The organism is Archangium violaceum (assembly GCF_016859125.1).
Taxonomy (GTDB): domain Bacteria; phylum Myxococcota; class Myxococcia; order Myxococcales; family Myxococcaceae; genus Archangium; species Archangium violaceum_A.
The window spans coordinates 11,540,229-11,556,562 of sequence record NZ_CP069338.1 but is presented as its reverse complement, the minus strand read 5'-3'; the positions used below and the strand labels follow the sequence as shown (position 1 = coordinate 11,556,562).

At 63.2% G+C, this 16,334-nt stretch carries 12 protein-coding genes; 4 read left to right on the top strand and 8 right to left on the bottom strand.

Annotated features, from left to right (window positions below; translation table 11 throughout):
- Nucleotides 1-824 precede the first annotated feature (824 nt).
- Nucleotides 825-3,410 (top strand): reverse transcriptase domain-containing protein, encoded by a 2,586-nt coding sequence (locus JQX13_RS48730; RefSeq protein ID WP_203406216.1) that lies wholly within the window; start codon nucleotides 825-827, stop codon nucleotides 3,408-3,410.
- The gene (locus tag JQX13_RS48725) at nucleotides 3,407-4,126 is read left to right on the top strand and encodes a hypothetical protein (protein WP_203406215.1); all 720 of its coding nucleotides are present in this window, start codon (nucleotides 3,407-3,409) and stop codon (nucleotides 4,124-4,126) included. Before JQX13_RS48730 ends, JQX13_RS48725 begins: the two co-directional genes overlap by 4 nt.
- A gap of 962 nt (nucleotides 4,127-5,088) precedes the next feature.
- Here the strand turns inward: JQX13_RS48725 and JQX13_RS48720 are convergent.
- Nucleotides 5,089-5,280 (bottom strand): hypothetical protein, encoded by a 192-nt coding sequence (locus JQX13_RS48720; protein WP_203406214.1) that lies wholly within the window; start codon nucleotides 5,278-5,280, stop codon nucleotides 5,089-5,091.
- Nucleotides 5,281-5,557: 277 nt separating this feature from the next.
- On the opposite strand from JQX13_RS48720, the gene JQX13_RS48715 reads away from it, so the two are divergent.
- Both JQX13_RS48715 and JQX13_RS48710 read left to right on the top strand, forming a co-directional pair.
- Nucleotides 5,558-6,259 carry an AAA family ATPase gene (locus JQX13_RS48715; RefSeq protein WP_203406213.1) on the top strand — a complete coding sequence of 234 codons (702 nt, stop codon included), beginning with the start codon at nucleotides 5,558-5,560 and terminating at the stop codon, nucleotides 6,257-6,259.
- Nucleotides 6,256-7,143, top strand: coding sequence for a hypothetical protein (locus JQX13_RS48710; protein ID WP_203406212.1), 888 nt, complete (start codon nucleotides 6,256-6,258; stop codon nucleotides 7,141-7,143). Before JQX13_RS48715 ends, JQX13_RS48710 begins: the two co-directional genes overlap by 4 nt.
- Nucleotides 7,144-7,558: 415 nt before the next feature.
- Here the strand turns inward: JQX13_RS48710 and JQX13_RS48705 are convergent, their stop codons facing one another.
- The 7 genes from JQX13_RS48705 to JQX13_RS48675 all read right to left on the bottom strand — a co-directional run bounded on the left by JQX13_RS48705 (nucleotide 7,559) and on the right by JQX13_RS48675 (nucleotide 16,329).
- Nucleotides 7,559-8,884, bottom strand: a complete 1,326-nt coding sequence (locus JQX13_RS48705; protein WP_203406211.1) for an IS701 family transposase — start codon at nucleotides 8,882-8,884, stop codon at nucleotides 7,559-7,561.
- 195 nt (nucleotides 8,885-9,079) lie between these two features.
- A complete protein-coding gene (locus tag JQX13_RS48700) occupies nucleotides 9,080-9,370 on the bottom strand; it encodes a hypothetical protein (protein ID WP_203406210.1) in 291 nt (96 codons plus the stop codon).
- A gap of 167 nt (nucleotides 9,371-9,537) precedes the next feature.
- The gene (locus JQX13_RS48695; protein ID WP_239014323.1) at nucleotides 9,538-11,091 is read right to left on the bottom strand and encodes a polymorphic toxin type 47 domain-containing protein; all 1,554 of its coding nucleotides are present in this window, start codon (nucleotides 11,089-11,091) and stop codon (nucleotides 9,538-9,540) included.
- A 419-nt stretch (nucleotides 11,092-11,510) separates the two neighbouring features.
- Entirely contained in the window at nucleotides 11,511-11,699 is a 189-nt protein-coding gene (locus JQX13_RS48690; RefSeq protein WP_203406209.1) for a DUF3703 domain-containing protein, read from the bottom strand.
- A 39-nt stretch (nucleotides 11,700-11,738) separates the two neighbouring features.
- Nucleotides 11,739-12,389: a cation diffusion facilitator family transporter gene (locus tag JQX13_RS48685; protein ID WP_203406208.1), complete on the bottom strand. Its 651-nt coding sequence runs from the start codon at nucleotides 12,387-12,389 to the stop codon at nucleotides 11,739-11,741.
- The gene (locus JQX13_RS48680) at nucleotides 12,382-13,176 is read right to left on the bottom strand and encodes a cation diffusion facilitator family transporter (RefSeq protein ID WP_203406207.1); all 795 of its coding nucleotides are present in this window, start codon (nucleotides 13,174-13,176) and stop codon (nucleotides 12,382-12,384) included. Before JQX13_RS48680 ends, JQX13_RS48685 begins: the two co-directional genes overlap by 8 nt.
- A gap of 12 nt (nucleotides 13,177-13,188) precedes the next feature.
- Entirely contained in the window at nucleotides 13,189-16,329 is a 3,141-nt protein-coding gene (locus JQX13_RS48675; RefSeq protein ID WP_203406206.1) for an efflux RND transporter permease subunit, read from the bottom strand.
- Nucleotides 16,330-16,334 lie beyond the last annotated feature (5 nt).

The window sequence follows — 16,334 nt, the reverse complement described above, 5'->3', positions numbered from 1 at the left end:
CCAGGCTCGAGACGCCTGGAAACTGGACCGCCTCACGGCCTCGTGCGAGCGTGCTCCTCCCGCATCGCGTCCCCGTGATTCGGCCTGAGGGTCCGGAGGTACCAGCTCCGGGCCCTCTTCTTTTTGGCGCCCTCGTCCCGGCTCTCTGCGCTACCTCCTCCTACCTCTGCCCGCCAGTTTCAGGCCGCCACGCTCGGCTCGTCCAAATTCCCGCGCTTCTCGGTGATCATCGACAGCTTCCAAGCCTGGGCACACCTCCTTTGCCTAGTGGCGGTGACCGCTAGCCGCCCGCGCTCCCTACGGCAGCGCCGATCCCACGGTGAGGAGCGGACGCGGGACCTGGGGATGGGGCTCTTTCTCTACAGGGATATAAGGGACCGCTTCGGCCGCTGTGGCGAGGCGGCGGAGAAGCTGCTCGTTGAGATGCCCGGGAGCGCGCGCAGCTCCCTGCCGGTGAAGGGCAGCCAGGGGGGCTCAATGCCGCCGTCACCAGGGGCAAGCGGGTGGGGGGCCTTCTCCATCGCATTGGTGAATCTGGAGATGGCCAAGGTGAAGCGGGAGCGCCGGTGCCACCCGGGAGAATCACGCCGAAAGCAGAACCCGTTCGGCTCTCACGAGGTGTACATGTTGTGCCGTGCCAGGTAGAGTCGAGCCACATGCAGTCCCGCGCTAACACGCATAGCCCAACACCTTGCCACGGCAAAAATGCTGTGTCGCTCAACTGTGCATCACGCGACCACATCCATCAGTACGTGACATGCTCTCGGTGCGCCGATCATGTTTCATGAAATTGACATCAAGAAATGGATGAAAGACCGAGAGCGATGACCTCCGCTAGCACGTTCAAAGGCACTGTTGATGTTGGAATAATTACAATCAAAGAAGAGGAAATGCGGGCAGTTCTAGATCGCTTTCCAAATGAGACGCAGGTCGTCTGCGGACAGCGAGACTATAATGTTATTGATTTCAAGACCGACGCTGACTCTTCGTGCCGGATAGCGGTTCTTCGCTGCACCGAGCAAGGAAATGGTGAAGCACAAGAAGCGACGCGTGACCTGCTTGAAGATCTTTCTCCTCGCTGGATTCTGGTTGTTGGAATAGCGGGTGGTGCTCCCTCGGAGGATTTTACTCTTGGAGATGTCATTGTATCGGATCGGATACATGACCTCAGCCTGGAAGCCGCATCCGCCAAAGGCGACCGAGAATTTTCAATAAGTGGAGGTCCGCTCAATCGCGCGGCATTGAGAATCATTTCCAATTTGCCCGTGATTGAGAAAAAAATCGAGGGGTGGAATCTCCCGAGCGCTATCCGTCAAACACCACCAGTAATCAACCCCAACAAACTTTCGCTCTATGGTGACAAGGACTGGAAAGCCAAGGTTCGGAATGCAGTAGCCCCCTTGTCCGGGAAGTCGCCACGCATTCCACAGGTCAAGGCGGGAGCAATCGCGTCAAGCGATCGACTCGTAAAAGACACAGAGCTAGTTCGTGTTTGGCGCAAGGTCGCCCGCAACATCCACGCAATCGAGATGGAGTCGGCTGGCGTCTACCGAGCAGCTCGTGAGCGCGTACCGATGTTCGCTATTAGAGGGGTTAGCGACATCGTCGGGCTCAAGCGTTCTCCCGAATGGACCAATTATGCGTGCCAGACTGCCGCCGCATTCATGCACGCACTGCTCCGCGCTGGTTGCATCCCTCCGTCAACGCAGCTTGAGAAAGGTGTGGCAGGAATCCCGGCTAAAGCAGCGGCTGACACGCAAGATTCGCGGCAGCCTCGCCTCGCAATCAATAAGGCTATGCCGCGTTACGCAGCCGATTCGATTCAGGCGCACATCGCAACAGCGCTTCTGAGCATTGAAACCGTCGGAGACACCGACATATTTCCTTTCCCCTTGGAGCATCACGTTTTCCATGACAAGACAGAAGACGTGCTCTCGCTGCTGACCAAAGTGCACGAAAGATTCGACGAGCACCTACGTGCCCACCCACCGGCGCACGAAAGTACACTCTCTCAACTAGGCTACACAGCTTACAGATGGGCAACCCAACTCGATCCGTTTTGGAACGCTTACTACCTGGCTCTTGTCATCTCCATTGGGCGGGAGATTGAAGCGCGTCGTATATCGAAAGATGCGCGCACAGTATTTTCCTACCGTTTTCAGGATAAAGAAAGAAATGGTCGCATATTCGACGAGAGCATTGGCTGGTCAGCATTCCAAGAACGATCTTTGGAGCTGGCCAGGAATCATGGCTGGGTTGTGAAATGCGACATTGCCGACTTCTATGCCCGAATTTCCCATGAGCGACTAGTTTTTGCTCTGCGTGATTGCTCTAGTAATCAAGACGCCATAGAGCGTATCCGAAAATTTCTTGCAAACAACAAGGGGCATGCACATGGCCTCCCGGTGGGAGGCCCAGCCTCACGACTTCTGTCAGAGGTCTTGCTCAATCGAGTTGATCACCTTCTGAATGATTCAGGCATTGTTTTCTGCCGTTTTTCGGACGACTATCATTTGTTCGCCCCCGATCGCGAGACGGCATACACAAACTTGATTCGACTTGCCGAGGTGCTTCAAGTTGAAGAAGGGCTTACCCTCCAGAAGCTCAAAACCCGAATCATGCAAAGTTCGGAGTTTCTGAAGCTTAGTGAAACGCATGGGCCACCTGACGCTCCGGCGGATTCAGATGCGCGGGCATTCTTGGCTGTCCGCTTGCGCTATGATCCTTACTCGCCAACGGCAGAAGAAGACTACGAAAGGCTTCGAAGTGAGGTCGCGCGATTTGACATCCTTGGAATGCTTGGGCGTGAAATGTCTAAGAGTCGCGTCCACGAATCACTGACTCGTCAACTTGTCAGGGCCATCCGCTATCTCGAGAAGTCGGACTTGAGCAATGCTGTTCGGACGCTCATGGATAATCATGGCGTGCTTGCACCAGTGTTCTCGGTTGTTCTTGTGGTGGTTGGAGATGTTTTTGACATGCTTGACGACCCAACGCGAGTCCATGTCTGCGCGACGTTGTGTCGGCTGTTGAGTCAAAACTCTGCCTTGATGAGGATTGATATTCACGCGTCATACGCGATCCGCATTTTGGCGCGAATGCAGAGTCATGAACACCAGTCGCTCTTGGTCAAGATGTTCGAATTGCGCAAAAGTCCACTGCTTGGGCGTGACATCATCCTTATTATGGCTCATTGGAAAGCCACCCACTTCCTCTCGTCGCTAAAGAGAAAGTTCATGCATCTCCATCCATGGGTCAGGCGGGCGTATATTACTGCATCGCACACCATGGGAAATGAGGGGGACTCTTGGAGGGTAGAGGCATCCCATGCATTCGACCAATTTGAATCTCTCACGAACAACTGGGCACAGGAGCGTGCCGCCAGCGGAAAAATCGGCCTGCTGCTATGATTACTGATCGCGAGTTTGTGCGTTCGTACTCTTCTTTTTGGAATGATACAATACCGTTTTGTGAAGCATTTGTTCGAAGTCTGAATGTGTCGTTCCTGGAACAGTTCTCGAGGCAGCAAGTGGCTCAGCGGACAATCGCGGGGCGCCGTGCCTTGGTGAATGAATTGGCCTTTTCGCTGTTTGAGCATTCGTCACTAGAGCAGGCGCCGGTGATGAGTTTCTTTGCGAATCGAAAGGCGCTCGATAAAATCTGTCGAAAGACTCACCGCCGCATCAGCGAATTGGAGTTCGCTAACGATGCATTCCCGCCTCCTGATCTTGTGGAGCAAGTCGAAGCGCTCGACATTGCCAAGCGTCTCGAGAATTATTTTGCAGGCATCCCGTATGTAGACAGGATTTTTCGGCCGCATTTTGCTGGGTGTGGCGTGCTGGATGCGTGTGAGGGGGATGTTTTCTGCCTGGATACATTGTATGAAATTAAGTCTGGCGATCGAAACTTCAGAGGTCCTGATTTGCGCCAGCTCTTGGTTTACGCTGCGCTCTCGATGGAGGCGCGACGGTATGATGTTGCTCGGGTTGGGTTGGTTAATCCTCGGCATGGTACGCATTTTGTGATGAATCTTGATGAGTTCTGTAAACGGCTAAGTGGTAGTCCAGCGAGTGATGTGCTCGGGCGTATCATTGCTTTTGTGTCCGGAGGCAGTGCCTCCAACTAGCCATACGTTCTCAATCATTTCTTTGATAGATGGTATTGGCGTGCTCTCTTCTTCGGCTCGATTGGGAACTGATCGAGTACATGGAGTCGATGGTAGAGGACATGGGGCGCAAGGCAGCGACGCTCTGCATTGGAGTGGTTCCCGCCGGGACTGCTGCTGGAGGGGAGAGTTAGAGCATCGAGCCCATGGTGGTCCAGCTGGTGACGGACGAGGAGTAGGTGGGAGTGAGTGTGGTGGTCGAGCAGGAGCTGACCCTCCTCACACTCTGAGCGGACACATGCACTACTACATCATCCCCGATTCCGGGCACTCCTTTATGCCCCACCCCAACGCGCCGCAGATGAACGACTTGTTGGTGGACTGGCTGTCCGCGCGGGTTCCGACCTGCCCTTGCCGCTGCTCGGCCAGCTGGGATGACCCGGTGAGGGAGTGTACCGACGAGGGCACGTGCGGCCGACTGCTCTGTTCGGGTCCCGAAATGAGCCTTGAGCGGGAGCTACACTGCTACATCCTCCTTCGACGAGATTCGACTTGATGAGGACCGTAGGTGTGTAAATGCCTGATTTTTCTGGCGACATTCGACGTGGTTGCACTTGACATGACGTGATTTGCCGGGTTCGAATCCCGCCCTGGGCACTCCGAAAGAGCCTCCGAGTCCAAGTGACTCGGGGGCTTTTTTGTTTTCCGCTCCGGACTGTAGCTCGACTGTAGCTACGGGGCTTGTCCGAGGGCGGCGCACCTCCGGCCTGCGGCGTCGACGGAGGCTGGAACTCCACCTTCAGCTTCGCCACCTCCGTGCAGAGTGACTCCCAGGGGAGTGTCTTGTAGAGGCTCACGCTGTCCCCCCCTTCGGCCCGTGCGTGACCCAGGCGAGCTTTGTCCCGGTCCGCCCCGTCCGCCCGTGCCAGGCTGATGCAGGGGCGGCGGGTGTCGTGGACCCGCCGGCCTCGCAGGCCGAGCAGCTAGAGGTCCTCCAGGAGTTGCGCGTGGACGACGGGGTCGCGCCGGTGCTCTCCACGCCGGGAGGGCACGACGAGGTCGTCAGCCGTGGGCGCTTGCCCCTGCTTGCGCTCCCATCCCTCCTGGCGCCACGCCTCGAGAACGCGGGCGAGTACGGGGTGGACCGGCTCCTCGCGAGGGCGCTCCGTCTTCACTCCCTTCTCCTGCCGCTGCTTGTGGTGGATGGCCCTGGATCGCGTACGGGAGCGTTGCCTGGCTTCTCGGAAGCGCTACGAGTGTTGCCCGAGGGGGACATCGAAGGTGACAAAGAGGAGCTCGTTTCGCTTCGCCGCCAGCCTTCCTTCGACGAGAAGCGCGTCGAGGCGCTCGAACAGTCCATCTCCACACGAGAACGTGCTGCACAGCACGTGCGCACGTTCCTCGAGATGGTGGTGCTCGGCACGACGGCGCAGCTCGCGGCGTTCCTGCGCGATGCGCAGTACATCGGCCCGCTGCGGACAATCCCTCCGCGCGCGCGCGGGGCGCATCACGAGCTGGGCCGACGGCCTCGCCGCCTGGGACCTGCTCCTCGCCGACCGGCTCACGCTCGTCGAGCGCACGAACGCCTGGCTCCGGAGCCTCGGGGCGGGCTGCCAGGTCATCGTCCAGCAGCTCTTCGACGGCAACGCGGACGCCGAGGCGCTCTCGGGCGGCCACGTCAACAAGACCGCGCGCCGGCTGCTCCTCGACACCGGCGCGGGCTCGTTCGTGCTGCCGTCGGAGGTGGGCGCGGGCATCTCGCAGCTCATCCCCGTCGTCGTCGCCGCCATCGAAGGGCGTGGTGGCCTCACGCTCGTCGAGCAGCCCGAGATCCACGTGCACCCTGCCGTGCAGGTGGGGCTGGGCGATCTGCTCATCGAAGCAGCGAGCCGCGAGGGCAGCCGACGCACGTTGCTCGTCGAGACCCACAGCGAGCACCTCATCTTGCGGCTCTTGCGACGCATCCGCGAGACAACCGAGAAAGAGCTGGCCGAGGATGCGCCTGCGTTCAGCGAGGACAAGCTGAGCGTGCTCTACGTCGAAGCGAACCCGGGAGGAGTTCGTGTGCGCCTCCTTCGCGTCGACGAGCGCGGGGAGTTCGTCGATCGCTGGCCCAAGGGTTTTTTTGCCGAGCGCATGGAGGAACTCCTGTGATTCACGCCTTCGCGCTCGATCCGGATGTCGTGGCCACCTGGGGACGCCGCGAGGAGTTCCGCTTCATCCATGACAAGTTCGGGCTCGGCACGCCGCGCGTGCTGCTCGAGCTGCCCGCGTTCAGCAAGTGGAAGAGGGCCGTTTACAACGCCGCGATGGCACTCGACCTGTCTCAGGAGGACATGAAGCGCATCGAGGAGCTGTTCCGGCTCTTCGGCGAGAACAAGCATCGGCGCGCCGACATGGTCTACGACGGCCTGCTGACCTGGCTTGAGAACGCCGAACGTGAGTGGGCGCGCAGACCCTTCGCCAGCATCGTCGCGTCGCAGAACCCGCGAAACCATGAGGGCGTGCTGGTCCCCGACCAGCTCGGCGCGGGTAGTTTCTCGCTGGGCGTGCGAGAGCGGCGCGTCCCCTTCGCATACGCCGAAGGCCTTGGCGCTTGCCCTCTCGGCGATGGTGACCAACTGCCGTCAGCTCCACCTCGTCGATCCGCACTTCGGCCCGGAGAATGCACGCCATCGAATGGTGCTCGAGGCGTTGAGGGCGTCGTTGCGGACAACGGGCTGACACTCGACGTCGTGCGGGTGCATTGCTCCGAGAAGTCGACGATGGAGTTCTTCGAGCAGGAGGCCGCCAAGATGGCGGAGCGTCTGCCGAGCGGCGTCTCGGTCGAGTTCGTCCGCTGGCGGCAGAAGGCAGACGGAGACCGACTGCACAACCGCTACGTGCTGACGGACATCGGCGGCGTGTCGCTCGGCGTGGGCCTCGATGCTGGCGGGGCGGGTGAGACAGACGACCTGCTCCTGCTTCCTCGCGTGCGCGCAGTACGCGCTGCGGTGGGGGCAGTATGTCGAGGAGAACGGCTCATTCGAGTGCTCTGAACAGAGGACAAGAGGTCCTCGCGGACAGGGTCGTTCGCAGGAAGCTCATTTCCGGGTTGGGCAAAGAATGTCTCAACGCCGTGTAGAATGGATTCACAGAGAGCTGTGGACTCGGCTTCGCCAAGTTCTGTCGTTCCGCAACGAACTGAGATACGCCCTCGCTTGGACTTCTTGAACCAAACGGAAAAGGAGGAGTCCGTTCCGACGAACCTATACTCAGGCTGATTCCCCCTCAACAGCGTCTCTAGTCCGTAGAGAAGATCCGTAATGGCAATGGCCAGCATCATTGCCTGATCTGGGCTCTTTCCATGCGATGTGCAAATTCCTATTTCTCCCGAAAAAGTCATGTGCCCCAGATCGAATCCTGAGCGCTCTGACTCGACTTTCGCCATTTTTGGGCTAACGAGCCGCTCAATCATGCGGATTTCGGCCGAGACAGTGAAATGGGGTCATCCGACCTGGCGAAAAGGAGACGAGGGTTGACCCAGTCCGCAGAGGCCAGGGTGCGCTGAGCCATGCGAAGAATATCCGCGAAGCTAATCGTGTGTTTGGTTCGGTACCAGGGACGCACGGGCAGCCCCATGGCTGTCGTGTCCCATTTCAGTTCCATGTACCAGATGACCAGCAGGGTGTAGCACATTCCCACCCAGGGAGCCGTCCGCAGCACCGCCAGGCGGGAGCGCGCTCGCGAGGAGGAGAAGCCCAGCAGTTGCTTGAGGTCGCGGAAGAGCACCTCGATTCCCCACCGGCAGGCATAGCTTTCAATGACCTGTCGAGCGGTACGGCTCGAGTCCGTGCAAAAAAAGACGCGTATGGGCAGTTCTCCGCGAAGCACTTGGACGATGACGACTTTGAGCAGTGCCTTCCCAGCGGGATGCGACCAGCGCGCCACCAATTCCTTGTATTGCACCTGCGTCGGCTTGCCATACAGGGTGAGTGTCATGGACAGCCAGGGGAATTTCTTGTCCTGGGCGAGCTTCTCGGGCTTGGGCAGGGGGATGTCCCGGGTGAGCCGTCGGCCGGTGACAGGCGAGCGGCACGGGCGTGTGCGCGGACGGTGCAGCGAAGCATCCGCGCGCATGGCTCCCACGAAAACAACACCCTGTGGCAAGTGGCGCAGCACCTCCCGGCAGGCGTAAGCGCTGTCCGCCACCAGCTCCACGGCCTTGCCCGGTAGCCAGCGTGACACCTGTTGCACCAACTGACGCGCCAGCTGCGTCTTCTTCTGGTGAGGGTCTCCTCGTTTCTGACAGTCGGCCGGGCTGCGGTACAGACGCATGAGAATGGGCAGCGCCCACACTCGCTCGCAGCCCGGTACGGGCACCAGCACGCTGAGCACCACCCAGACATGGCCGAAGGCGAACACTCGCTTGCGGCGTGTCGAGCGAACCGGGTCGAGGTGCGCGCCCAGACCGAAGACATGGGGCCCCTTGTGAGTACACAGCGTGTCGTCGAGTGCCAGGCGCAAAGGCCCTGGTGTGAGCGCCACCAGTCGCAACAGGAGCAGGCGCCCCATCTGGTCAATGCTCCAGCAGGCGCGCGAGAAGAAACGGTGAAAGGCCGCGTGGTGTCTCACTCCAGAGACTCCCGCGGACACCAAGGATTCGGTGACGGCGTGCACGCCCCGGGTGCTCACCCAGCCCGCAAACAAGGTGAGGAAGCGACAGAACGAGGGGAGCGTGAAAACGGGGCGCAGGGACAGAAGCAGCGGCAGCAGGGTGTTGAGAGCAGGGGCGGTCATCGTGTACTGGACGGGAGAAGTCTTGGTCGACCTCACAACCAGTCCGGTGACCGTCTCTTCCCTTCTGCTCCGCCGCTCCCTTGCTCGCCCCCCTCAAAATGGCGAAAGTCGAGTCTGAAGTCACCCGCTCTTCAACCCATTCGCATTGGAATAAGATCATTTCATCCTTGACCTCGAGTTCACCACAATGTTTCGTCAAGAGCTTGAGATCGGCGCTCCCCGCCGCAGGAGGTCATTGAGCCAGCCCGCCGCATCTCCCGCAGCAGATAGGTAATCGTGGTGGTTGAACGTGATCAGGAAGCTGATTGCATCATCTGTCAGATAGAATTCGAAGCCAGTTGACTCCGCGAGTGCACTCACCACATCAGTTCCTGAATTGAATGCGAAACCGGCGGGCTCCTCATGTTCTTCAAAAAAGAGGATGACACGGCCTGAGCGCGGCACTGATGAAATCCACTGCCATGCATCCGGGTTCCTGATCGACACGTCTTCCCGGATTCGCTCCCAGAGCGGCCCCTTGCCGGACGGGTCTATAAATCGGTCTCTAACCCTGTCACGGATGGAACGAAGCTGGGTAGGGCTTGGTTCTTCGGCGTGGATGCCGAGCCGTGCAATAGTGCTTCTGAGTTCGTCGGCTATGTGTCCCATGGTCGCTAGCGATTGTAAGGAACGTCGTCAAGAAGAATATGCCCGCGGATGGCGCCTCCGCTCCCTCTCTTGCCAGGAGTTTGAAAGCCTACGTGAGGTACAGATGGCCCATTTTTTATATGGCCCATGTCGATGTTGACTTCGGCGCCATTGGGAGCGCGCCATTCTACGGGGGCGCTTTTGCCAAGTTTGTCTCTGCCCCACTTGGTCACAGCAAACTCCTCGCGCGAAACTCCTGTTCGCTTGAAGGCTTCATCGAGTGCCTCAGGCACCCCCTTACCCATTCCGCGCCAGTCGAGATCGTTCGGACCTGGCTTCCAGTTCGTACCTCCAGTTCTCTCTTCACCGCCTCCTTCGCCGCCTCCGCCTGAGCCTACTTGATAGAGGATGATGGCCGCACCGGGTCCGCCGCTCAGCACTGTGGCCGCCCTTCCTACCGGCACCACCGCGCGTTCTACCATCAGCAGGCCCTCGGCCGAGAGGGATAGCACCGGCACGGTCGCCTCCAGCTCGCCCACTGCCCGCGTCAGCGTGCTCGTCGTGCCCCCAGCCGTGCCAAACGTGACGATGAGGTTGGTCAGCAGCTTGGAGGTTGCCTTCACCTGCTCGCCCCGAGTCATGTACCGGAAACGCTCGAGGTACTCGGGCGAGGAGGCGATGAGGGCCGCGACTCCCGCGGGCAGGTGTTGCAGCGCCGCGATGCTGTCCAGTGGGCGCGTGAGCAGCTGGCCCATGGCGTGGTACAGCTCGACGAAAGCCTCCTCCGCGCCATCCAGCGAGCGGCCGATGTAGTCGGCGTCGTCGTACACCTCGGCCAGTCCAGGCCCTTCCATGACGGGACGCAGTTGCGCATCCGCCTGCCGGAAGACCCAACCGCTGATGGTGTAGAAGCGGCCCAGCTCGAAGGCGCCAGCGCGGAAGGCTTCCTCCTTCCACTCCACCGGGCCCACCTTCTGCTGGGTGCGTCCGTTGAGCGTCCAGGCCAGGTAGCCGTCCGGTCGCAGCACGGCCACGCTCCTGAAGCGCTCCACCCGGCGCAGCAGCTCCTCGCGGGAGACTTCCCCTCCCTCCAGCACCTCACGCAGCAGGTGGCAGGCGGCCATGCGCGGCGGGAACGAACCCAATGTCACGGGCTTATTCAGCAGCACCATCAGCACCCGGGCCGCCTCCTGGGGCGAGAGGGGCGCGCCTCGCGGGGGCAGCTCGTTGAAGTTGTCCAGACTCGCGAGCAGCAGCAGGTGCTCGAAGGCGTCCACCTGCACGGCGCCACTGGCCACCGCGCGCACGGCCATTTCGGCCGGGCTCACCATGGCCACCTCCGTGACCTGTACGCGCTCACCCCGTCGGCGGAGCAGCCGAGTTGGTGCACTCGAGCCCGTGGCCGCGTGCTGGGCGTCACCACGTACCTCGCCCACCAGCCCGGGTCCGGGGGCGGCACGCGGGTTGCGGTCCAGGAGCGCACCGCGTCCCGCAGGTGGAGTCACCGTGACGCAACCGGTGGATAGCACGACGGCCTCAAGCACCAGGGCTACCCACTTCCGCGCCATCTCAGCGGGCATGGTCCACCCCCAGGCCCAGGGACGTGCGTGCACCGGACCATGTGGAACACCGATTCCGGAGCAAGTGGAACACTGATTCCGGAGCAAGTGGAACGCTCATTCCGGCCATGTGGAACACCGATTCCGGGCAAGTGGAACACACCCGGCAGGTAGGTACCGGGATGGGAGACACAGTAGAGCGTTGACGGTGCTGGACGAGCCGCCGCCTCTGACCTCCCCCAAGGAGGACTTGATGGCGGCAGAGAGGCTGTCCATGCGCAAGCTGAGAGAGTTGTTGAGGCAGAGGTTGGAGCTGAATCTGTTGACGCGCTCGTCGCCATGACAGGAATGGCCATCATCGTTCTCGGGCCCCGAAGGTAGGGCTCCCGCCCCGGTTGCGAAGGCCATGGGGATGAAGCGGAGGGTGCCAGCGGCCTCGTCTACGAGTCACGGAGCATGGCCTGGAGGTCCTCGTGAATCACCATGGGCGTGAAGATGCCCACGTCCGTTCCTCCTGTATTGCCCAGGGGCGCGCGTCCGAGGCGCGAGCCCGGCCCGGCCAGCGCCAGGCGCGGCACCTGCCCGAGCAATTCACGCCAGTCCCGTGTGCGCCAGGCGAAGGTGAACATCTCCCAGTGCACCTGGATATGCGGCTCATCATCTCCGGGTCATCCGTCCTGAACGCAGCAGTCCTCTCCTCGCCATGCCTCGCGCGCCTCCTTGGCGATGAAGAGCGTCATTCCTAGCGCGGCCGCCGGGTCCGCCCACCACCAGCCGAAGAGCGCGTTGAGGCCAATGCCCCCCAGGGTGATGAGGGAGAGCCACCAGCAGGCCGTCGTCTGGAAGGCGTCCGCCGCCATCGCCCGGCTGCCGAGGGCCACGGCGGTGCGCTTCTTCGCGCGGGCGAGCCATACCATCACCCCCAGGGAGACGAGGGTGAGGCCAATGCCCACGAAGCTGGGCTGGGGTTTTTCCCGGGTGAGGAGCGCCGATCCGGCCTCCCAGGCGATGTACGCGGCGAGTGCGAAGAGCGACAGGCCAATGAGCCGGTGTGCCCGGCGGTCGAGCCGATCCATTTCCTCCGGCGTACGTCTGGCACGCCGCTCTGCGGAGAGCCGCCACAGCATGACCCCGGCGGACGTACTCTCCACGAAGCTGTCCACCCCGAAGCCGAGCAGTGCCACGCTGCCCGCGGCGAGGGCCGCCACCACGGCGATGATTCCCTCGACGACATTCCAGCCGAGGGTGAGGAGCGTCAGCGCGGTGGCTCGCTGGAGGTGGAACTGGCGGCCTCCGGTCAGGGAGCGGGCTTCAGGCATGGTGGCCTCCGCTCGCGGTGTGGGTGGTGGGGCGGACTCGCGTGCCCTCCTGGTGGTGGCAGCAGTTAGTGAGCACGCCCTGTTCGATCTGGAGCGCGACGTGCTCGATGCCGAACTCGTCATGGAGTTGCTGCTTCAGTCGCTCGAGGAAGGAGTCGCCGTGGGCTGCCCGCGGCATCACGAGGTGGGCCGTGAGAGCCGTTTCGGTGGTGCTCATGCCCCAGACGTGCAGGTCATGCACCCGGGTGACTCCGGGCGCCTGGGCGGGCCGCGCCTCCACTTCGGTCAGGTCGATGCCTCGGGGAACGGCATGGAGGGCGAGATCGAGCGCCTCCTCGAGCAGCCCCCATGTACTCAGGACGATGATGGCCGCGATGGCGAGCGTCACCACCGGATCCAACCACGCCCAACCGGTGAAGTGGATGAGGGCACCCGCCAGGACGACGCCCAACGACACGCCCGCGTCGGCGGCCATGTGGAGGAAGGCGCCGCGGATGTTGGCATCGCGCTCGCGGCCCTTCCAGAAGAGCAGGGCCGTGGCGGTGTTGATGATGATACCCACGCCCGCCACGAGCATGACGGTGGTGCTGGCGACGGGGGCGGGTTCTCCCAGACGCTGGATGGCTTCCCAGGCGACGCCACCCACCGCGACGAGCAAGAAGAGGGCGTTGAAGAGGGCGGCCTGGAGGACGTCCTCGGCTGCCTCGGTGCTGCTCACTCGGGGCACCGGGAAGGCGAGGAATCGCTGCCGATGGTGGAGGAGGACTTCGAGGATGTCCGGGCTCACGAATGGCTCCTCCTACATGACCGCGCGAGGGGCCTCCTCCTCGCTGGGTGTTTCCTCGAGCCCTGGCTCGTCCCCGGGCCGGCCCTCCGTGTGGTGCCGCCCGGCCCCGAAGACGGAGTAGAGCACGGGCAGCACCAGGAGCGTCAGCATGGTGGAGGAGAGGATTCCGCCGATGACGACGGTGGCCAGCGGCCTCTGCACCTCCGCGCCCACCCCCGTGTTGAGCGCCATGGGGACAAACCCGATGGCCGCCACGGCCGCCGTCATCAGCACCGGCCGCAGGCGCGACAGGGCCGCCTCGCGGATGGCATCCCCGAGGGCGAGGCCCCGATCGAGCAGCTGGCGTACCCGGCTGACGAGCACCATGTCCCCCAGCACCGAGACCCCCGAGAGGGCGACGAAGCCCACGGCCGCGGAGATGGAGAAGGGCAGGCCCCGCACGAGCAGCGCCAGCACCCCGCCCACCAGGGCGAAGGGCACGCCCGCGAAGATGCGCAGGGCATCCATCACCCGCCGGTAGGTGAGGTAGAGCAAGGTGAAGATGAGCGCGAGGGCGATGGGCACCACGATGAGCAGCCGGGCCCGCGCTCGCTCCAGGTTCTGGAACTGCCCGCCGAAGCGGACGTCGTACCCGGCCGGTAGCTCCACCTTCTCCTCCAGTGCCTGGCGCACCTCCTCCACGAAGCTCCCCAGGTCCCTGCCTCGCACATTGGCCTGGATGACGAGGCGGCGCCTGCCCCACTCCCGCTGAAGGGTGGTGGGGCCGGACACTTCCCGGAGGGTGGCCAGCCGCCCCAGTGGCACCCGCTCTCCACTCGGCGCCGTGACAGGCACCGCGGCGAGCCGGGCCGGGTCCTCCCGGTACTCCTCCGCGAGGCGCACGGCCAGGGGGAAGCGCCGCTCGCCCTCTCGCACCTCGCCCACCTGGCGCGTCCCCACGGCCTCCACCACGTCGAGCACCTCGCGGGCGGGGATGCCGTAGCGGGCAATGGCCGCCCGGTCCACCGTCACCTGCAGCACGGGTTGGCCCGTCACCTGCTCCACGGTGACGTCCGCTGCCCCGGGGATGGCGCGCACCACGGCTTCCATCTCCCGCGCCTTGGCCTTCAATATGTCCAGGTCGTCCCCGAAGAGCTTGATGCCCACATCGCCGCGCACGCCGGCGATCATCTCGTTGACGCGCATTTCAATCGGCTGGAGGAACGCCATCCGCATGCCGGGCAGATCCGCCAGCTCCGCCTTCATCTCCGCGACGAGCTCCTCCTGTGTGCGGGCCCGTTTCCACTCCTTCCGGGGGTTGAGGGTGATGAAGACGTCGGACAGCTCGATACCCATGGGGTCGGTGGCCACCTCCGCCGTGCCGGTACGCGTCCACACGCGCTTCACCTCGTCCGGGAACTTCTCGAGCAACACCGTCTCGATGCGTCCCCCATAGCGGAGGGACTCGGAGAGGGACACCTCGGCCAGGCGCACGGTGTTGATGACGAGGGTGCCCTCGGAGAGGCGGGGGACGAACTCGCTGCCGAGCTGTGTGGCGGCCACGCCGGCCCCCACCACGAGCAGGCCCGCGCCGGCGAGCACGGCCCGGGTGTGGGTGAGCGCCCAGGAGAGGATGGGCCGGTAGCCCCTCTCGAGGAGCACCACCAGTCGGGGCTTGGGGTGGCCCTTCGCGCCCCGCTTCAGCGCGAAGGAGGCCAGCACGGGCATCAGCGTCAGGGACAGGAGGGCCGAGCCGAGCAGGGCGAAGATGACGGTGAGCGCCATGGGGCGGAAGAGCTTCCCCTCCACCCCCTCCAGGGTGAGGATGGGCAGGTACACCACCATGATGATGAGCTCGCCGAAGAGGGTGGGCTTGCGCACCTCGATGGCGGCGTCCCGCACCACCTGCAGCAGGTCGCGGCCCTCCTTCGCCTCGGCCAGCCGCCGCTCCGCGTTCTCCACGAGGATGACGGAGGAGTCCACCACGAGGCCGAAGTCGATGGCTCCCAGCGACATGAGGGTGCCGGCGATGCCGAAGCGCAGCATCGCGTTGAAGGCGAACAGCAGGGACAAGGGAATGGCCGCCGCGACGATGAGGCCCGCGCGCCAGTTGCCCAGGAAGAGGAAGAGGACCGCGATGACGAGCAGGGCGCCCTCGAAGAGGTTGGTGCGCACCGTGTCGAGGACATGGTCCACCAGCTCGGTACGCTCGTAGACGGGCTCCACCTGGACCTCTCCGGGGAGACGCTTCTTCACCTCTTCCAGCCGCCGGGCCAGCGCCTGCGTCACCGCATGGGAGTTCTCTCCCACCAGCATGAAGCCCAGGCCCAGAACGGCTTCTCCCTGGCCATCGGCCGTGGTGGCTCCCCGGCGGAGCTCACCGCCCACCTCCACGCGGGCCACGTCCCGGATGCGCACCGGGACGTTGTTGCGCGCGGCGACGACGACTTCCTCGATGTCCTTGCCGGACTCCAGCGCACCCACCCCGAGCACGAGGCTGGCTCCGCCTCCACGTTCCACCATGCCGCCGCCCACGTTGGCGTTGTTGGCCTCCAGGGCGCGGTAGACGTCCCCCAGCGAGAGGTTGAACTGTTGGAGGCGCCGGGGCTCCACCACCACGTGCCACTGCTTCTCCTCGCCGCCCCAGGCATTCACCTCCGCCACGCCCGGCACGCTGCGCAGCTGGGGGGCGATGACCCAGTCGTGCAGGGTGCGTAGCTCCGTGAGACTCCGTGTCCTGCTCTTCACCAGGTAGTGGAAGACCTCCCCGAGCCCCGTGGCCACCGGCCCCAGCGTGGGGCGCTCGGTGCCCGCGGGCACTTCGACACGGCCCAGGCGCTCGGCTACCTGCTGCCGGGCGAACCACAGGTCCGTGCCGTCACTGAACTGGAGGGTGACCTGGGAGAGCCCGAACCTGGAGAGGGAGCGCAACTCCTCCACGTGCGGCAGGCCCGCAAGTGCCTGCTCGATGGGAATGGTGAGCTGCCGCTCCACCTCCACGGGGGTGAGGGCCGGGGCGACGGCATTCACCTGCACCTGGGTCGGGGTGGTGTCCGGAAAGGCATCGAGGGGGAGCGCTCGGAAGGCGAGCGCACCGGAGACGATGAGGGCGAGCGTCCCCCCCAGGACGGCCCAGCGGTGTCGCAGAGACCAGTCGATGAGCCAGGTGAGCATGGCCG